Genomic DNA, 17,581 nt, shown 5'->3' with positions numbered 1-17,581 from the left:
AGTGAGTATTAAGTATTCATTTATACAGAGGCAGGGTACTCAATACTTTGTACCCTATACTTAATACTAATTTCTAAGCGGTTTCCCCTTGGTCAGCATGTGCTGAATACGCTCCAGTGTTTTGCGCTCAGCACAAAGTTCTAGAAACGCTTTCCGCTCAAGATCCAACAAGTATTGTTCGGAAACTTCTGTTGGTGCTGAAAGATTTCCACCACACATTACCCAACCTAATTTTTCTGAAATTTTCTTATCATGCTCAGAGATGTAATTACCCGCGTGCATCGACGCTGCCCCAACATATACAATACCCAAGCCTTGATTCCCCAATACTTTAATATCATCGCGCGGAGCCGGTTGAATATATCCATCTGCTGCCAACTCCAATGCCTTCGTTTTCGCATCCGCAAGTAATCGAGCCCTATTCATTGTCACTGCATATTTACCTTGCTGCAAATAGCCTAATTCAAAGGCTTCCACCGCCGAAGTAGATACTTTGGCCTGCCCAATGGTCAAGAAGCGATCTTTTAATGTATTTTGAACGATCTGGTCCTCTCTGTATTCGTCAGACGCACGTAACGCAAATTCTTTGGAACCGCCGCCGCCCGGAATCACGCCAACACCGAATTCGACAAGTCCCATATACGTTTCAGCATGCAATTGTACAAAATCAGCATGCATCGAAAATTCACAGCCCCCTCCTAATGTGAGCTGAAACGGTGCCGCTACCACCGGAATAGAGGAATATCGAATACGCATCGCCGTATTTTGAAACATCCGGACCGCCATATTCAGTTCTTCGTAATCCTGCTCCACGGCCATCATGAAAATCATTCCGATATTAGCACCTGCTGAGAAGTTTTTCCCGTCATTAGAAATTATCAGGCCTCTATACTCTTTTTCTGCCAAATCGATCGCTTTATTGAGTCCCTCTATTACATCTCCTCCGATGGTATTCATCTTAGTATGGAACTCGCAGTTGATGATACCATCCCCAAGATCAATAATGGATACGCCAGAATTTTTCCAGATCGTTTTCGTGTCACGGATGTGATCAAGTACAATCAGTTCTTCCGTTCCGGGAATAGGTTTATATGACTTAGATGCAATATCATAAAAGTGACGTATACCGTTTTCTATTTTATAGAAAGATTCATTTCCCGCAGCCAGCATATCATGTACCCATTGAGCCACCTCACCGGCTTGTCCGGGAAGGCGCTTCTCTTCCGTTTTTATTTTTTCGATGGTTTCGCGTACGCCTAAGGCATCCCATACTTCAAATGGCCCAATTTCCCACCCAAAGCCGGCACGCATCGCGTCATCGATGCGAAAGAAATCATCGGTAATTTCAGGCACACGCTTGGATACGTATTCAAATAGCGGATAATGCATGGCCCGGAACAGCTCAGCAGCTTTGTCTGTGCCTTGCTCGTAAACCTTCATTCGCTTGCGGATATCTTCGACCGGTTTGGTTGCTTCCAAAGTTGATGATTTCACCTTTTCCTGGGGACCAAAGGTCATGGTTTTTAGATTAAGCGAAAGGATGTCCGAACCGCCCTTGTTATCTTTTACTTTTTCATAAAATCCCTTTTTTGTTTTCTCACCCAACCATTTATTTTCGACCATTTTGGTAATAAAAGCAGGTAGTTGGAATACACCTTTTGCCTCATCATCTGGCGCATTTTCTTCCAATCCTTTTGCTACATTTACAAGGGTATCTAAGCCGACTACATCGGCCGTACGGAATGTTGCGGACTTTGGATGTCCCATAGCAGGTCCGGTGTATTTGTCAACTTCTTCAACAGAAAGATCTAGCTTTTCGACTAAGTGCGTCAGTGCTAACATAGAATACACGCCAATGCGATTACCGATAAATGCAGGTGTGTCTTTACATAGCACAACTGTCTTACCCAACATCTTGTCACCAAATTCAACTAAAAACGTAACGACATCTTTATGGGTATGGGAAGTCGGAATAATTTCCAATAGCTGTAAATACCGGGGAGGATTAAAAAAGTGTGTACCGCAGAAATGTGCCTTGAAATCTTCCGAACGCTCCTCCGTCATCAAATGGATTGGAATACCCGATGTGTTAGAGGTGATCAATGTGCCCGGCTTTCGGAATTGTTCTACCCGCTCGAATACAGATTTTTTAACGTCCAGTCGCTCAACAACTACCTCTATTATCCAATCCACTTGCGCGATCTGTTTCAGGTCGTCATCAAAATTCCCGGTCTTAATCCGTTTTACATAAGATTTGCTAAAAAGGGGTGAAGGATTTGATTTCACCGCCGTCTCCAGCGATTGATTGACAATACGGTTTCGCACGATCTTGCTATCTAACGTAAGCCCCTTCGCTTCCTCAGCAGGTAACAAAGCATTTGGTACGATATCCAATAGCAATACTTCCACACCGATATTCGCGAAGTGGCACGCAATGCGCGACCCCATTACACCCGACCCTAAAACAGCGATTTTTTTTATATTTCTGTTCATCTGTCTATATTTTTTTCTTTAACATACGGTACCCATTATTCTAAAGATTCCAAGCGCAATCCAGGTGTATAGGCACTCGCTAATTCATTAATTTTAGCTAGCGTTCTAACGAGTTGCTCCCGCTCGTTTTCAGGTAGCTGAGATTCCAAATATTCATTGAATTCACGGACGACGTCCTTTGCAATCCGTCGCTTTTCTTTGCCTAGCTCCGTCAAATAAACTTTCACGGAACGTTTATCGACATCGCTGGTCTCTCGGTAAATAAATCCCAATGTCTCTAAATTATTTAACACCCGAGATAGCGATGTGGTTTTAACACCGGTCGAATTTGCAATTTGGGAAACCGGAGTTCCTTCTTTATGAATATTTATTAAAATATAACCGGCAGCCTGTGTAAAACCATACTGCGTCGCAATAAAATTGTACTTATTCGCAACGGTCTGCCAGGCAGTTTTTAAAAAATAATCTATTGTGTTCTCTTGGTTCATACTTGGGCCTGTTCTTTTGTTATGCAAGCATATCAAATTTACTACTTAGATTTGATATTTCAAATAGTTTACTATTTTTTTAATCTATTCTTAATGACCTCTAGCTGTTTGATGGCTTCAAGTCGTGATGGATGGATCTAGAAAGCGCTTTTAGATTTATTGTCGGGTTAAAACGAAGGTATTTTTTTCAGTTTTTTTTGCCCCTCACATTACCTATCCGTCGTTGCCACGACAGGGCCTTCATTTTTGTCTTGTCACAAAAACGAAGCAAAAAAGACAAGGCTGTACCGTATTTGTCGTTTCGGCGACGCGATGATGCAATGCGCAGCTCTTAGGCCTCCAGCGCTCTGTGCCACAGCAAAGGCTGAGATCTGCTTGGTTAAATGCTAGCTGTACGCTTCTGCAGCACATCATCTGCTGCCTCCACGTCCAAATCCGCTAAGGCCGCTTTTTTCAATTCAGCAGAAGTATAAGCTCAATATTAATAATAAACGCACTACCCTTACGCGCACGGCAATGTCGCCTTAGCCATTTGCCAATAGCAGGAGGAGGCACTAGCCACTGTGGCAAATGGGTACAGCGACACGGTTTTGCGTCCTTTTGACAAGACAAAAGGACGAGCCAGTCGCGGCTTGAGCGACAAATAGAAAAATATGGAAAGCAATGCATGCAAATACAATCTAGAATCAGTAGAAGAAATTTGTTTAAAAAATACGTTCCTTAAATTTACAATTTCAAACATTACCCCTTCATATTCCCGTTACAAAAATTTTCCAGACGATAATATTCCATTAACTTTGCATCAAACAACTTGTTAAATATGGCACTCGTAAACATACCCCGATTAGACCTTTTGAACTATACACAAGGATCTGCGGCGCAACGTAAACAATTTTCTCAGGATATCGGTAAGGCCTTCAACGACACGGGTTTTGTCACCATCGCCAATCACGGGTTGAGTCAACAGCTTATTGACGACTTATACAAAGTGGTTAAATCGTTTTTCGATTTACCTGAAGATGCAAAACGCCGATATGAATTTCCGGAACTCGCCGGACAGCGTGGATATACAGCCAAGGGACGCGAAAAAGCTAAAGATGCCAGTACACCGGATCTAAAAGAATTTTGGCAACGTGGCCAAACCATTGTGGGTGAAACGTATTCAAAAGCAGACTTTCCAGATAACCCGAAAGTAGCTGAGCTGCCGCAATTCAATGAAATTACAGCACAGGTTTACAAAAAACTGGAAGATGCAGGCCGTAACCTATTAAAAGCCATCGCCGTCTACCTCGATTTAGAGGAAAATTATTTTGAGAAATTCGTCATCAATGGAAACTCCATATTACGGGCAATACATTATTTTCCCATCGAAAATCCGGACACTATTTCACCGGATGCGGTACGGGCGGGAGCACATGAAGATATCAATTTGATCACCTTATTAATTGGTGCCAGCGCAGACGGGCTTGAAGTATTAACTAAAGAAGGAACCTGGTTTCCTATCAAGGCCAAAGGGGAAGATATCGTTGTGAATGTGGGTGATATGTTGCAACGCCTCACCAACAATAAGCTCAAATCTACGACACACCGCGTGGTCAATCCTCCCCATGAATTGATGACAACATCCCGCTATTCCGTACCATTCTTTTTACATCCGAAATCTACCATGAGTTTAACCAGCTTGGACAGCTGCATCTCTGAACAATATCCAAAAACGTATGCCGATTACACCGCAGGACAGTATTTGGATGAGCGACTAAGGGAGATCGGATTGAAAATGTAAACAGCCACCTTACAGCGACGAAGTATCAATCCATACAAAATTGCGTTTGTCCACTACAAATTTAGATTGCGCATAATTCCCTATTAGTTCTTCCGCAGTCGCTGCTTCGTGCATCGGCTGCGCTGCATTCATCGGGACTGGTGTTACAATAGAATCATCATCGTAAATAAAGATATCGGATCGCAGGAGGTCTATATCGTTATTTTCAAAGTACCTCATCGCTTCAAAATTATTTAGCATCAATAGGTTTTTCGCGACGTTATCGAAATCCATCATTTCATTATCTACCGTTTCAGGATAGTTTGCCAGCAAATATTCTTCATACAGCTTCCTATCAACCAACCTCAACGCTTCATTACGATAAATCAATCGTTCTGGCGAGGCACTAAAGTCAAAATTCCTAGGGTGATCTAAAAACAGATAACGCTTGTTGTATTCTTCTATTCTTTTTTGTAATTCCATAACTGGATAATACAGAAAAAATCTCGAACAGCCAAGTCAATTACAGCGTTATGTTAAATGGATGACAAATCTTTAGCCCTTCTTATTCCGTTTTCCTGCAATATTAGGCAATAATCCTGTTATAATACCAATCAATGGCAGATAAGCACAGACCTGAAAGACGTATTGTATACTCGTACGATCAGCCAACCAGCCTAATAACGCAGAACCGATCCCTCCCATTCCGAAGGCAAAACCAAAAAAGAGACCCGCTATCATACCGACTTTTCCCGGAACTAGATCGGTCGCGTAAACCAAGATAGCGGAAAAAGCAGAAGAAATAATTACACCAATCAATACAGCTAGCACGACTGTCCAGAAAAGATCCATATGGGGCAAAAGCAACGTAAAAGGAGCAGCTCCTAAAATAGAAACCCAAATAATAAGCTTGCGTCCATATCTATCACCCAAAGGCCCGCCAAGAATGGTACCTGCGGCAACAGCCGCCAGAAAAGCAAAAAGATAGATTTGGGATTGTTGAACCGAGAGACCAAATTTATCAATTAAATAAAACGTAAAATAGCTTGTCATGGAAGCCATATAAAAATACTTAGAAAAAATTAGTATCAATAAAATAGTAATCGAAAGCGTAATTTTCCCCCTACTTAACACCGGTGTCCCTACCTCAAGTTTAACCGCGCCGCCTGTTGATGTTGTTTTTACGACCATATTTGCTTTGTACCACTTGCCTACAGCTGTTAGTACAACGATGGCCAATAACGCGAATAAAGCAAACCAGCTGACATAAGCCTGACCGTGCGGAATAACAATCAAAGCGGCAATCAACGGGCCAATGGCGCTCCCTGCATTCCCGCCTACCTGAAAGATAGACTGAGCCAAACCTTTCTTACCCCCCGATGCCAACTGCGCAACACGCGATGCTTCCGGATGGAAGATCGAGGATCCTATCCCGATCAAGCTCACCGAAGCCAGAACAAACCCATAACTCGGTGCCATTGACATGCAGACTAACCCAACCAATGTAAACCCCATACCGATAGCTAAGGATAGCGGATTCGGGCGTTTATCGGTATAGTACCCCACTAAAGGTTGAAATATGGAAGCCGACAACTGGAATACCAACGTAATTAACCCCACCTGTGTAAAGCTCAATTTGAAATTCTCCTTCAGCATCGGATAAATAGCCGGAACGACTGCCTGCATTAAATCATTAAGCAAATGACTGAAGCTAATTGCAAATAAAATAGCGTATACTGTATTTTTAACTACCGGAGAAGTCGACGTTTGTGTATCCATACCTGTTATTCCATTTATTCCCTATGGGAAGGGAGCCCTCTTACTGATTAACGGGCAAATATAGGCTTTCAATTTGATAAAAAAATTAATAAAAAAATTTGCGTAGTTAAATAACTACGATTAAATTTGTAGTCAAATGACTTCACAATGAATTTAAGAAGAGATGTATTTCAGGCCATAGCCGATCCGACACGACGGGCAATATTATTGCTACTGGCTTCCCAATCGATGACAGCTGGAGCAATCGCATCAAACTTTGATACCGCAAGACCCACTGTTTCCAAACACCTGCAAATTCTGACGGAGTGTGAGTTACTGGAAAAAGAGCAGACTGGCCGAGAAATCTATTATCAACTTAATCCAAAAAAAATAAAAGAGATCGCGGATTTCGTTGAGCCATTCCGTCAAATGTGGGATGACCGGTTCAACAAGCTGGAAGCTGTGATGAGAAATTACAAATCTAAATAACGGTATAATGGAGTTAAAAACAAAAGTAAACGCTGAAGACGGCAAACAGGAAATTATCATTACGCGAGAATTTGAATTACCCGTAAACTTGCTTTTCAAAGCATACACAGAAGCCGAACTAGTAGAACAATGGATGGGCAACAACGTGCTTAAATTGGAAAGTAAACCCCACGGCGCCTACCTATTTGAAACAAAAGACGCACAGGGAAATACACTATTTCGAGCAAACGGTGTGATTCACGAATATATACCGAATCAGAAAATTACCCGAACATTTGAAATGGAGGATACGCCGTTCCCCGTACAACTCGAGTTCCTGGAATTTACAGAACTTACAAACGAAAACAGTAAATTAACCATACATATAATTTATAAATCGACCGCCGACAGAGATCTGATGCTACAAATGCCTTTCGCAAAAGGCATCAATATGGCACACAATCAATTACAAAAAATTATGACTAACATATAATAAACAACCATGATAACAACGACCGAATTTAAAAGCGCGACGAAGTTTAAGAAAATCATCTACTGGATTGCAACTATTTGGCTGGCTTTAGGAATGCTTTCGACCGGGATAGTGCAATTGATAAAAATGGAAGAAGAGGTTCGAGCCTTTAACCACCTAGGTTACCCGAGTTACTTGCTTACGATAATAGGCATTTGGAAAATATTGGGCGTAATTGCTATATTGCTTCCTCGATTTTGGGTATTAAAAGAGTGGGCTTATGCTGGTTTTTTCTTTGTAGCATCCGGAGCAACAATCTCCCATATCGCGCTGAAAGACCCCATAACCGACATACTTCCATCTACGTTGCTTTTGGTGCTCGCGATAATATCGTGGTATTATAGGCCCTCGAATAGAAGAATTTAAACATGGAAATCTAACCTGTATACCGCCAAAGCAGCATGAATTTAGCTTGGCGATTCAACAGACACAAATGAATAAATAACTAGATACGTATGAAAAAAACAATAAACAACGGGACAGCACTGCCGCAAGAACGAATATTGGAATTATTCCAGGTACTACACACCCGTTTTGAAAAGAATATGGACCGTCATCAGGGACTTGAGTGGTGTAAAATACAAACCAAACTTGAAAACAATAACGAGAAGCTTTGGTCGATTAATGAAATGGAGGAAACAGGGGGCGAGCCGGATGTAATTGGTTACGATGCAAAAACAGATGAATTTATTTTTTGCGATTGTGCAACGGAAAGTCCCAAAGGCCGTAGAAGTGTATGTTACGATCACGACGCACTGGAATCAAGGAAAGAACACAAACCAAAAAACAGTGCAGTTGGTATGGCATCCGAGATGGGTATTGAATTATTAACGGAAGAACAATACCGTGAACTGCAGCAGCTAGGAAAATTTGACACGAAAACATCCAGCTGGGTAGCAACTCCAGCTGACATTAGAGAACTCGGAGGTGCAATTTTTGGTGATTGGCGCTTCGGTCGCGTGTTTATTTATCATAACGGGGCCGAATCTTACTACGGAGCGAGGGGATTCCGTGGCTTGTTAAGAGTATAATAGTATCATCAAATCCTTATCAAATTACTTCCAGGGGGATACCGAATGGCAAGTAGCTTAGCTATTATCTTCTTTAGAACCAGGCTTGAAAGATGCCCCAGGAGGAAATTAACACCACCATCACACCTACTAGCGTAAGCAAAACACGTTGATTTATTCGGGAAGCTACGTATGCACCCACGGGCGCCGCAATAACACCACCGATGATAAGACCTAATACGATCTCTAGATGCTGTACGCCTAGTACGAAAATAAATACTGCTGTTGCAAAATAGGTAACAAAAAATTCTGCAGTATTAACTGTGCCGATGGATTCGCGCGCATTTTTTCCTTGGCTTAATAAATTCGAAGTAACGATTGGCCCCCAGCCACCACCACCGATGGCATCCAATAAACCACCGCAAAATGCTAGAAGCGGCGCGTTCTTTATTTTACGTGCTGCCTTGGCCTTGTTTCTGTAGGCTTTTAAAAGCAGGTACAACCCCAGTCCCAATAAATAAATAGAGATATACGGCTTTATTAAGTTGCCGTCGAGTATATCAGATAGCAAATAAGCACCAAGTATAGCACCTATACTTCCTGTTATTGCAATCTGAAAGAACAGCTTTTTGTCAATATTTTTAAAACGGATGTGTGACAAACCTGACACGCCAGTAGTAAATATTTCAGATGTGTGTACACTAGCCGACGCAAACTTAGGTGGAATACCAAACCACAGCAATAAACTCGTACAGCTCACACCATAGGCCATTCCTAAAGCACCATCGATTAATTGCGCTACAAATCCAGCAAGTACGAAACCGAAAAACATAGATCCAAACTGAAAAGAATTCGTTTGAACACCTTCAATTATTAAATGAATAAAATACAGCAGAATAACGACTTTTAAAAAAACGATAACCCATCCTACATGCTTTAAGGTGACTTTTCCTTTTAGTTTATTCAGATTTAATGCCGACAGCGCTTTTTCCATATAAGTTTTATAACATCTGGTGAACGCACAAATGTAAAATAAAAAAATTAAAAGACGACTATTTCCATAGATTAATATATGTTAAATTATTTAGGCTGTTGATTCGAAGACCTCGTGGAACCCAATCGTGAGCTATACAACCCCGCTCGGGTCCGGTGCGCCCTGCGTCAAATACGGCAGATAGCGCAGGTTCCCCGGCAACAAAAAGACATATTACCGTAACTGATAAAAGCTGACACACCTATCTTAAATCTACCCCATAGTCTTTTTTTGCGTCCAGCTGCCCGCTCCAAATCAACTGCGACGACCAAGGCAAGGCAGGCGCTGTCCAGAATTCATCCAATTCAGAAAGTCCAAGCGGCAAAAAGATCGTCGCACATAAATATGGACTTCCTTGATTGTTATAAAAATCACCCAAGCCCGGCTGTGCTCCGTATAGACCTATCGTAAGCCATCCGTCTTTGTATGTAGTCGGGCTTTCTAAAGTCTTGGTAATAACGGCCGTCAATGCTCCCCGCACTTGTGCCGGCTTCAATTCTTCCGGTAGACTCTTCCTCCACGACATATCGGCCAGATGATGGAATGCTGCTCCCCGGTATATGATCGACCGACCTGACGGGGGATAAGTTCCATCCGTATTAATCAATCTCTCCTGAATGATCGCATACCGCTGATTTCTCTTTTTGATCTTATCGAACATCCCTCTGTATGCATCTGTCTTTTCACCGACCACTTCGGCAATTCCGGCTAGGTAAGGATGAATGACATAGCTGTTGTAATAATCGTAAGCAAAATGAACACCATCATTATACATCCCGTCGCCCACATACCATTGCTCCATCTGGCGCAACGCGTAATCAATCCGCATTACATCCCAGTCAAAGCCATACTTGGCTAAAAATGCTTCATTCATTGCCGAAAACAGCAACCAATTTGAAAAAACCGGCCTAAACCTTCGGGTAACCATGATAGACTGCACCAGCTTTACCCGACTAGCATTATCAAGATTCTCCCACAGCCAGGGTGCACGTACGAACGCAAAGGCCAAAAAAGATGCATCTACCAACTGTTGCCCGCCAATATCAAAGCGCATAAAGTCATTTGCGTTACTATCCAACGCATTTTGCAACCCCTTCAAAATCCATGTTCTATATTGATTACGTAATGCCACCTCTTCATCGTTCCCGCCCTCAAGCTGTAACCACGGTGCAATACCACTTAATACACGCCCAAGCACCTCCACATATTGTACTTTTATTCGATGCTCCCTATTGTCCACATGTTCAGAAGTGACTTGTGGCATGGCAATGCGCAGACTATCATTCGCAAGATTCTGAATAACAGGCCTGCACATTTTATCCATCTGCTGCACCCAAAACATACGTTCCGATATCTGCTTGGCTTCCTTATTGGTTCTTTGCTGTCCAAATACCGCTATATTACATAGCAGAAAACAAGCAGTAATAACTAGTATACTTTTCATTTTATAAACACTATTATATTTCACAAATTATTTACATCCGCATTCATTTTCAAGACAAACGATCCGCGATCGATAGGCCAAAAACATAAAATAACATCTAACTTAAATAGACCGCTAAAAATAACGCTGTCCACATGAAGGTTTAATCCAGATTCTCATCAAAGATATTCAATACATGGTAATCAAATGTTCAATTATAGTTTATTTATAGGGGAAAAATCGATCAAATGAGCTTTTTCCTATTGTAGCGCGCTTTATCCAACAAGTAGATCAGGGTTATCTTAAAGACATTGCGTTCATGAATGCAATAAGTCCTATCGGCATCAAATTCCAATCATCCAATCAGCTAAGCCCTCACGGTAAAAAAAACATTTTCGAAACCGCAAGGATAGGCAACGGCTATGGGGTGCAACCCTCTATTTTGATTTCGGTGCTGGAGTGTCAAGGAACGCATCTTAACAGAACATGGTGCTTTTCGATGCAAACAGAATTTGGGGCACACGTACATTCCACATTGGAATGCACTTTTAAGTCCCCTGCTACGTTCATCAACCGCCAGCCGTACACCGGCTATCGATCGATTTCGTTTGCGTCGCTGCCGATAAAATACGGAATTGCATTACACAAAGGTATCAATATACCTCACTTCGTCCGTCATCGACGTGATACCGTGCTTGTGTAGCGCATTGAAATAAAGAGTATCACCCGCTTTTAATAAATAATCCGTATCACCCACCTGCATCTTCATTTCACCTGCTATCACGTATACAAATTCTTCTCCCTCGTGCGAAAGTTGGTATGGCACCACTTCACCTTTACGCGCAACCAAGGCAACACCTTAACGCCATCCGCATAACCAAAAAAACGACAGCGGAGTTGACATTTCATCAACTCCGCTGTACCTGGTCATTTGTGTTGTAAGATTTTAATTCCAGAACCAGTTCCATGCTTTTTCCAGTACCGCGGCACCACTAGCGATACCTGCTCCAGGTCCCGCACCGACACCTCCAACTAACGCACCAACCGCAGCACCGGCGGCATCAGCACCTACCACATCACAAACGTGACAAAGCGCTGCTATATCTGCGTCTTGGAAGTCATCATAATACCCACTCTTTCCTTTCTGAATAGCGGAAACATTGTGCCAATAACCAGCGGAATAACGCGCAATAGCATGTTGGTTCAACAATACCTTTTTGTGATCTTCGCTCAGTTCTTTATCAGCTAGTATATTCGCTTCCGTCATTTTCACAGCCTCAATAAATTTCAAGGTCCGTTCGGTAGAGCTGTCGCCATTTTGTCCATTCAAGAGGCCTGTGGGCAGCGCAAATGGAAACGTTGGTGATGGGGTTAGGATATCGCAAATCGCTGGAAACAACCGGCAAAAATTAAGTGGAAAAGGAGGGACAGGTCTTCCTATTTTCAGCTCACCATAAGCATTAAAAAGCTTTTGGTAACCCGCAATCTGCTCATCGCCAAACTCCATTTTGTTCGCGGCATAAAAGCTTGCATAAATGCTTAACATCTTATCTGGGTTCATTTCCTTTTTCCCATCCGCCTTTGCGATAAAGTGATCCAGGAAAGCATTGTGCAGCACACCTTGCTCGTCATATGGATTTTTTCCATTTTGCATCTGCTTGGTCGAAATTTCGCGTTCCTCCACTTTAGAACCTGGGATTTCATCTTTCTGACAAGATGTTAACGTAAAGGTGCTTAATAAAGCGATTAGGATTAAATTTTGTAAAGTTTTCATAGTTTCATTTATTTTTAGTTTCCCTACTCATTTGGCTTTTCGGAATCCGCCGTCTGCTTGTGCATTCATAGGGATATCAACACCTCTTTCGATTTGTTACCCCCCAAGTAAAAAAAAATAAAAAATATTTCAGCGATCAAATAATAGTGTGAGCGTAGCATGCATCCATGCGCTTGTGCAGATCAAGGAAAATAAAAGGAAGTCGTGCGCTAGCGGAAGTCCATAGCTACGTCGGCACTCTTCATCTCAGCTCATTTAAATAAAAAAACACATTAACCTTCAGGAGAACCCTATTTCCCAGTGGCAGGGATATATTTAGCACGGATACGGCAGAGTGTTTCTTTCTTCATCCCCAGATAAGAAGCGAGGTGTCTAAGGGCTACGCGCCCAAATAGTGTGTTGCGCGTTTCAGCGAGCCTCCGGTAGCGTTTCTCGGCAGAGGGTAGCCGGCAAAGGTAGGCGCGCTCTTCCGCATCGCGATAATATACTTCAAGTACTTTACGGCCAATAATATTGGTTTCCGAAAAGCGATCATAAAGTTCATCCAAACAAGATCGTTTAAACGCAATCAGCAGGGTGTCTTCCAAGGCCTGTATATACTCCCCTGTTTCTACATCGAGTCCCATACTACGAATGCTTCCAATCATATTATATTCCTCGTTGATCCAAGTTGTTATCTCGACATCATCTGTCTTTAAAAAGCCACGCAGAAGCCCACTGACCACAAAGTAAACCATCTCTTCTCCGTCCGTCGGTTCTCTGATATATTTTCCCTTCTTAACGTTGACATACGACGTATTGGCCATCACAAACTCCATTGCTGGCTGAGAAATCGGATAGATCTTTTCAAAGAAGTAGATCATTTCCTTTCCTCCATTAGGATATTTTGCAATTAATTTTTCCATAGTTAATGTTATCGTCCTCTTCCTGTCAACGCGGCACTTGCCTCCTACAGGATAAGCAGAAATAACAGTAAGCCTTATCGGTAGCTACATATTATCGCAAAGGGGGGCGGACTTTTTTGGAATACCTCATAATTTAGCAAAAAACCTCGCAAGATGCACTTGAATCAGAAGCGTGCGAGAGTTAACACGACAAACTTAGATAAATTTGGCTTTATATGCAAGTATAATCGCGTTACATATAAAGCCAAATTATTTTTCATGATGTGTCTGTTTTCCGCATTCAAGAACGCTTCGCTTAAGTTCATTAATGATCATCTTTAGTGGCATGAATGAGCGCTAAGCGGTTTATCGGTTCACCTACGGTGAGCTCCCTACGGTCGGTTCTCCTCGGTCAATGAGAATTTATTTATAGCGGAAATATAGAAATTACGTTTCGCATTCCAACAACGAAGATAGCTTTTTTACTGAAAAGAAATACCGCCTTAAAGAAGATGCTTCTCAAAGCATAAGCACCGTTACGCATATGCGGCCATTTGCACGAGAGGCGATTTGCATATCAGGACGACTACATGAAATTAGTACTCAACCGAAACTAACAAGAAAATACGACAACCTATTGCGCGAGCACCAGTAAAGCAGTGCTCGCGCCTAGTTGCGTAATCCGCTACCACCCCCGTCTCTATCAAATCTGCCTCGTTATACCCTTTGCAACAAAATAATGGTATGACATCACTGTGCAGGCCTACCCGATACGGATGGTTAGAAATAAACCTGGATACCACCCATTACACCGATATTTATTGCATTAACTTCACCTGGTTCTAAACTTTTTTCCCAGAGATTATTACGGATCATTTCTCTACCTTTACTGGTATTTGTAAAAATATGGTTTATGGAGGGTCCCGCATAGATTTCAATCCGTTTGGAGATCTTATACGCCGGAAGAATCCGGATCGAGCTTTTGTGATAGGTTCCATCATGAAAATCAAACAAGTAGGTACTAGTTACTTCGGTATTTAAAGTAAAAGCCCTTTTTGTTAAAAGATGTGCCCCCAAACCCGCCTCCAGCGCATAGCGTTGTTTCTCATTTTGCAGGTTGTAACCCAGGCCCAGGATACCATACATTACTCGTCCCCCTGAGCGAAATGTAGCGAGAACTGTCTGATCTTCATCAAAGCTAAGACCGATGGCCTTCGTACCATTTTTAACAAGGTTAACAATACCGATCGGATAATCGCTACTATCCGCTATATTCATAAACGCTGCAAATTGCACGCCGCGAACCTTAGCCGCTTTATTCATAAAGCCCGCCAATTGCATACCCTTCACATCGCCTGTAGCCAGATTAGCGAATCCTGCTAATTGAAAACCATTGCCCTTTTTGTACACGTTTGTAAAACCAGCTATTTGCACCCCACTAGCGTCCTCTTTAATGACATTGGCAAAACCGCCTATTTGCACTCCACTAGCTTCTTCTTTGACAATATTGGCAAAGCCAGCCAATGCTATACCATGTTCACGCTTAGATACGCCCGCAATACCGTGCAGCGAGAATACATTGGAATAGTTCTTCGCATGAATTCCGTGATTACTTAAGGGATATAGTAACCCTATATGTATAGACGACTTCTTTTCCTCTTGCGCGAAGCTTGGGAAGGAAAAATTTACAAGGGTTAAAATAACCAAGGCCTTAATGCAGATTGTGTTTAATTTCATTTCTTCTTTTGTTTTATATAAAGACAACCCATGACGAAGATACCCTTACAGAAAATAAAATAATACCGATATTCCAGCCGATTCGGAAAGAAGGTGTGTAAAAAGAGCACCTTCTATGACCAACACATTACGCTGGAAGAGTATTTGACGGAAAGTAAAATCTGGGAAAGAGAAAATTTTACGTATAAAATAAACGGAAATAAGCTCGAAATAACGTCCACCAATCCTGAATCGGATAGAGATGATGCAGATTTCACGTTTTCCTTTAATGGTGGCAATTTAATCTTGCACCAAAAGGAAGTAAGTGGCAGCAATACCTACGAATCGACGACCACATTTAAACGTAGATAAGGCGCACCCCGTTCGACACATAAAAGGGCTGCTTCGGATAAAAAAAAACCGGAGCAGCCTTTTTTTGTGCTAACCCTCGAGAATACGTACTAAATACTCTTTCTAGCGCGAGCATTCGTGCAATGCATTGCCTAAGAACTTGGCTCGAAAATGAACTTTCGAGCATTCTCAGTTGTTAACCTATCGGATCATTGTATTCTTAATTCCATTGAATTAAAACAAATTTATATGGCTCTTCAGGAAGAATTTGAGAAACAGGGCAATTGGCTTTTTCGGTACCGCAGTATACTCCCCCTTATTATACTGCTGATTGGTATTATACTATATCTCAGAACGGAAATCTATCCGGAAATATTTTTTTTAGCAGAAAACCGTTACGAAATATACTATGGAAGAGTATGCTTATTAATAAGTCTTCTTGGTCTGGCTATTCGAGTTTATACGGTCGGACATACACCCGCAAACACCTCGGGCAGAAATACAAAAGCGCAAATAGCGGATAGTCTAAATACCACAGGTATTTATTCCCTGGTGAGCCATCCCTTATATCTTGGAAACTTTTTTATGTGGTTGGGAGTCGCTTTATTAATCGCTAATTTTTGGTTTCTGATCACATTCGTGCTTGCTTACTGGATTTATTACGAGCGAATAATGTTTGCTGAAGAGCAGTTTTTGAGAAGTAAATTTGGCATTACCTATATGGAATGGGCCAACCGCGTACCAGCATTTATTCCTATATTTAATCTCAAAAAATTTGTAAAGCCGCAATTTGCCTTTAGCTGGAAGAAGGTATTAAAAAAAGAAAAAAACGGATTAGCAGCTACCTTTTTAATTTTCGCTTTCTTCGATATACTTGGAGAGCTAAAAGAAGGGAAAGTGTATTTCGATTACACACTTTTGGCATCGTGTCTACTGATAGGGCTGCTGTATGTCATTCTCAAATACTTCAAGACCTATACCAATTTACTAAACGAGAGAGACAGATAACGGGGGGATCAAAAAGAGTAAGCCGCCCGCTAGTTCTTAAATAATTTCTATATATTTATTAAAAATAGCTACGTACATGTATTTGTTGCGCTAATTTAAACCTGATAAATGGATAGAGTTGATAAATTGAGAGATATCTGGGAAAACATTCCGACTGCGGTCAGCGAGCAATTAGACCTTTCACAAAAAGAGATCATCAACCGCTATATGGACGTGTTTCATTTTGGTGAATATTTCTACGTGATCTTCAATACGCGTACCGCGGAAATGGAATACGTAAATCCGAATGTGGAAAAAATATTGGGATATGCTCCCGAAGAATTCCAGTTGCAAATGGTGCTAGACAGCATACATCCTGATGATTTACCATACTATTATCACTACGAGCAGAGTGCCGTTCGATTCTTTTCGGGCTTGGCTCCAGATCTATTTTTCAAATACAAGTTTGCATACGACTATCGTCTACAGATCAAAGACAAAAGCTATAAACGTATGCAGCAACAGGTCGTCCCACTGTTTTACTTCCCGGAAGGAGGCGTTCGAACTTTGGGAATTTTTACCGATTTAACACATCTAAATATCCAGGGTATTCCAAAATTATCTTTTATCGGGATGCAGGGCGCACCCTCTTACTACAATGTTCACCTACACGATAGTTTTCACTTCTCTTCTCCCCTATTTACAAAAAGGGAATTGGAAATATTGCATTATATCGTGCAAGGACTGAAAAGCCAAGATATTGCAGACGAGCTGAACCGAAGCCTTCTGACGGTCAAAACCCACCGCAAAAATATTTTTCGGAAGTCGGGGTGTAACAGCGTTCAGGAACTTTTGGTCAAATCCATACGGGAAGGGTGGGTTTAGCCCGTTCATGCGCTTTT

At 41.8% G+C, this 17,581-nt stretch carries 18 protein-coding genes; 8 read left to right on the top strand and 10 right to left on the bottom strand.

From position 1 onward, the window contains the following. Positions 1 to 66: 66 nt before the first annotated feature. Positions 67 to 2,493 (bottom strand): 3-hydroxyacyl-CoA dehydrogenase/enoyl-CoA hydratase family protein, encoded by a 2,427-nt coding sequence (locus C4F40_RS00710; RefSeq protein ID WP_196937455.1) that lies wholly within the window; start codon positions 2,491 to 2,493, stop codon positions 67 to 69. Positions 2,494 to 2,528: 35 nt separating this feature from the next. After that, positions 2,529 to 2,981, bottom strand: a complete 453-nt coding sequence (locus tag C4F40_RS00705; protein ID WP_196937454.1) for a MarR family winged helix-turn-helix transcriptional regulator — start codon at positions 2,979 to 2,981, stop codon at positions 2,529 to 2,531. An 820-nt stretch (positions 2,982 to 3,801) separates the two neighbouring features. On the opposite strand from C4F40_RS00705, the gene C4F40_RS00700 reads away from it, so the two are divergent. After that, a complete protein-coding gene (locus C4F40_RS00700; RefSeq protein ID WP_196937453.1) occupies positions 3,802 to 4,764 on the top strand; it encodes an isopenicillin N synthase family dioxygenase in 963 nt (320 codons plus the stop codon). A 9-nt stretch (positions 4,765 to 4,773) separates the two neighbouring features. Here the strand turns inward: C4F40_RS00700 and C4F40_RS00695 are convergent, their stop codons facing one another. Both C4F40_RS00695 and C4F40_RS00690 read right to left on the bottom strand, forming a co-directional pair. Continuing rightward, positions 4,774 to 5,226, bottom strand: a complete 453-nt coding sequence (locus C4F40_RS00695; protein ID WP_196937452.1) for a hypothetical protein — start codon at positions 5,224 to 5,226, stop codon at positions 4,774 to 4,776. A gap of 72 nt (positions 5,227 to 5,298) precedes the next feature. Then, positions 5,299 to 6,522: an MFS transporter gene (locus C4F40_RS00690; RefSeq protein ID WP_196937451.1), complete on the bottom strand. Its 1,224-nt coding sequence runs from the start codon at positions 6,520 to 6,522 to the stop codon at positions 5,299 to 5,301. Positions 6,523 to 6,669: 147 nt separating this feature from the next. On the opposite strand from C4F40_RS00690, the gene C4F40_RS00685 reads away from it, so the two are divergent. From C4F40_RS00685 to C4F40_RS00670, 4 genes are all read left to right on the top strand, one after another. Beyond that, on the top strand, positions 6,670 to 6,990 hold the full coding sequence (locus tag C4F40_RS00685; RefSeq protein WP_196937450.1) for an ArsR/SmtB family transcription factor: 321 nt from the start codon (positions 6,670 to 6,672) through the stop codon (positions 6,988 to 6,990). A 7-nt stretch (positions 6,991 to 6,997) separates the two neighbouring features. Beyond that, positions 6,998 to 7,462: an SRPBCC family protein gene (locus C4F40_RS00680; RefSeq protein WP_196937449.1), complete on the top strand. Its 465-nt coding sequence runs from the start codon at positions 6,998 to 7,000 to the stop codon at positions 7,460 to 7,462. 9 nt (positions 7,463 to 7,471) lie between these two features. Continuing rightward, a complete protein-coding gene (locus C4F40_RS00675; protein ID WP_196937448.1) occupies positions 7,472 to 7,867 on the top strand; it encodes a DoxX family protein in 396 nt (131 codons plus the stop codon). Between the two features lie 89 nt (positions 7,868 to 7,956). Next, complete coding sequence (locus tag C4F40_RS00670; RefSeq protein ID WP_196937447.1) at positions 7,957 to 8,532, top strand: DUF4256 domain-containing protein; 576 nt, start codon at positions 7,957 to 7,959, stop codon at positions 8,530 to 8,532. A 73-nt stretch (positions 8,533 to 8,605) separates the two neighbouring features. Here the strand turns inward: C4F40_RS00670 and C4F40_RS00665 are convergent, their stop codons facing one another. From C4F40_RS00665 to C4F40_RS00640, 6 genes are all read right to left on the bottom strand, one after another. Then, positions 8,606 to 9,505 (bottom strand): sulfite exporter TauE/SafE family protein, encoded by a 900-nt coding sequence (locus tag C4F40_RS00665; RefSeq protein ID WP_196937446.1) that lies wholly within the window; start codon positions 9,503 to 9,505, stop codon positions 8,606 to 8,608. A 241-nt stretch (positions 9,506 to 9,746) separates the two neighbouring features. Beyond that, the gene (locus C4F40_RS00660; RefSeq protein WP_196937445.1) at positions 9,747 to 10,988 is read right to left on the bottom strand and encodes a DUF2264 domain-containing protein; all 1,242 of its coding nucleotides are present in this window, start codon (positions 10,986 to 10,988) and stop codon (positions 9,747 to 9,749) included. 619 nt (positions 10,989 to 11,607) lie between these two features. Next, a complete protein-coding gene (locus C4F40_RS00655; protein WP_196937444.1) occupies positions 11,608 to 11,817 on the bottom strand; it encodes a cupin domain-containing protein in 210 nt (69 codons plus the stop codon). Between the two features lie 96 nt (positions 11,818 to 11,913). Continuing rightward, the gene (locus tag C4F40_RS00650; protein WP_196937443.1) at positions 11,914 to 12,741 is read right to left on the bottom strand and encodes a hypothetical protein; all 828 of its coding nucleotides are present in this window, start codon (positions 12,739 to 12,741) and stop codon (positions 11,914 to 11,916) included. A gap of 290 nt (positions 12,742 to 13,031) precedes the next feature. Further along, complete coding sequence (locus C4F40_RS00645) at positions 13,032 to 13,646, bottom strand: Crp/Fnr family transcriptional regulator (RefSeq protein WP_196937442.1); 615 nt, start codon at positions 13,644 to 13,646, stop codon at positions 13,032 to 13,034. A gap of 759 nt (positions 13,647 to 14,405) precedes the next feature. Then, positions 14,406 to 15,362, bottom strand: coding sequence for a hypothetical protein (locus C4F40_RS00640; protein WP_196937441.1), 957 nt, complete (start codon positions 15,360 to 15,362; stop codon positions 14,406 to 14,408). Positions 15,363 to 15,455: 93 nt separating this feature from the next. Here C4F40_RS00640 and C4F40_RS00635 point away from each other — a divergent pair, with 93 nt between their 5' ends. The 3 genes from C4F40_RS00635 to C4F40_RS00625 all read left to right on the top strand — a co-directional run bounded on the left by C4F40_RS00635 (position 15,456) and on the right by C4F40_RS00625 (position 17,564). Continuing rightward, complete coding sequence (locus tag C4F40_RS00635; RefSeq protein ID WP_196937440.1) at positions 15,456 to 15,713, top strand: DUF5640 domain-containing protein; 258 nt, start codon at positions 15,456 to 15,458, stop codon at positions 15,711 to 15,713. 228 nt (positions 15,714 to 15,941) lie between these two features. Next, positions 15,942 to 16,700 (top strand): methyltransferase family protein, encoded by a 759-nt coding sequence (locus C4F40_RS00630; RefSeq protein ID WP_196937439.1) that lies wholly within the window; start codon positions 15,942 to 15,944, stop codon positions 16,698 to 16,700. Between the two features lie 108 nt (positions 16,701 to 16,808). After that, positions 16,809 to 17,564, top strand: a complete 756-nt coding sequence (locus C4F40_RS00625) for a LuxR C-terminal-related transcriptional regulator (RefSeq protein WP_196937438.1) — start codon at positions 16,809 to 16,811, stop codon at positions 17,562 to 17,564. The last annotated feature ends 17 nt before the right edge of the window (positions 17,565 to 17,581 follow it).

The sequence above is a fragment of the Sphingobacterium pedocola genome, from assembly GCF_015209965.1.
GTDB lineage: Bacteria > Bacteroidota > Bacteroidia > Sphingobacteriales > Sphingobacteriaceae > Sphingobacterium > Sphingobacterium pedocola.
This window is presented reverse-complemented; position numbering and strand designations above follow the sequence as displayed.

Excerpts from the sequence above, each read along its gene's own strand:
- C4F40_RS00710 (WP_196937455.1), bottom strand. The coding sequence starts at position 2,493 with ATGAACAGAAATATAAAAAAAATCGCTGTTTTAGGGTCGGGTGTAATG.
- C4F40_RS00705 (WP_196937454.1), bottom strand. The coding sequence starts at position 2,981 with ATGAACCAAGAGAACACAATAGATTATTTTTTAAAAACTGCCTGGCAG.
- C4F40_RS00700 (WP_196937453.1), top strand. The coding sequence starts at position 3,802 with ATGGCACTCGTAAACATACCCCGATTAGACCTTTTGAACTATACACAA.
- C4F40_RS00695 (WP_196937452.1), bottom strand. The coding sequence starts at position 5,226 with ATGGAATTACAAAAAAGAATAGAAGAATACAACAAGCGTTATCTGTTT.
- C4F40_RS00690 (WP_196937451.1), bottom strand. The coding sequence starts at position 6,522 with ATGGATACACAAACGTCGACTTCTCCGGTAGTTAAAAATACAGTATAC.
- C4F40_RS00685 (WP_196937450.1), top strand. The coding sequence starts at position 6,670 with ATGAATTTAAGAAGAGATGTATTTCAGGCCATAGCCGATCCGACACGA.
- C4F40_RS00680 (WP_196937449.1), top strand. The coding sequence starts at position 6,998 with ATGGAGTTAAAAACAAAAGTAAACGCTGAAGACGGCAAACAGGAAATT.
- C4F40_RS00675 (WP_196937448.1), top strand. The coding sequence starts at position 7,472 with ATGATAACAACGACCGAATTTAAAAGCGCGACGAAGTTTAAGAAAATC.
- C4F40_RS00670 (WP_196937447.1), top strand. The coding sequence starts at position 7,957 with ATGAAAAAAACAATAAACAACGGGACAGCACTGCCGCAAGAACGAATA.
- C4F40_RS00665 (WP_196937446.1), bottom strand. The coding sequence starts at position 9,505 with ATGGAAAAAGCGCTGTCGGCATTAAATCTGAATAAACTAAAAGGAAAA.
- C4F40_RS00660 (WP_196937445.1), bottom strand. The coding sequence starts at position 10,988 with ATGAAAAGTATACTAGTTATTACTGCTTGTTTTCTGCTATGTAATATA.
- C4F40_RS00650 (WP_196937443.1), bottom strand. The coding sequence starts at position 12,741 with ATGAAAACTTTACAAAATTTAATCCTAATCGCTTTATTAAGCACCTTT.
- C4F40_RS00645 (WP_196937442.1), bottom strand. The coding sequence starts at position 13,646 with ATGGAAAAATTAATTGCAAAATATCCTAATGGAGGAAAGGAAATGATC.
- C4F40_RS00640 (WP_196937441.1), bottom strand. The coding sequence starts at position 15,362 with ATGAAATTAAACACAATCTGCATTAAGGCCTTGGTTATTTTAACCCTT.
- C4F40_RS00630 (WP_196937439.1), top strand. The coding sequence starts at position 15,942 with ATGGCTCTTCAGGAAGAATTTGAGAAACAGGGCAATTGGCTTTTTCGG.
- C4F40_RS00625 (WP_196937438.1), top strand. The coding sequence starts at position 16,809 with ATGGATAGAGTTGATAAATTGAGAGATATCTGGGAAAACATTCCGACT.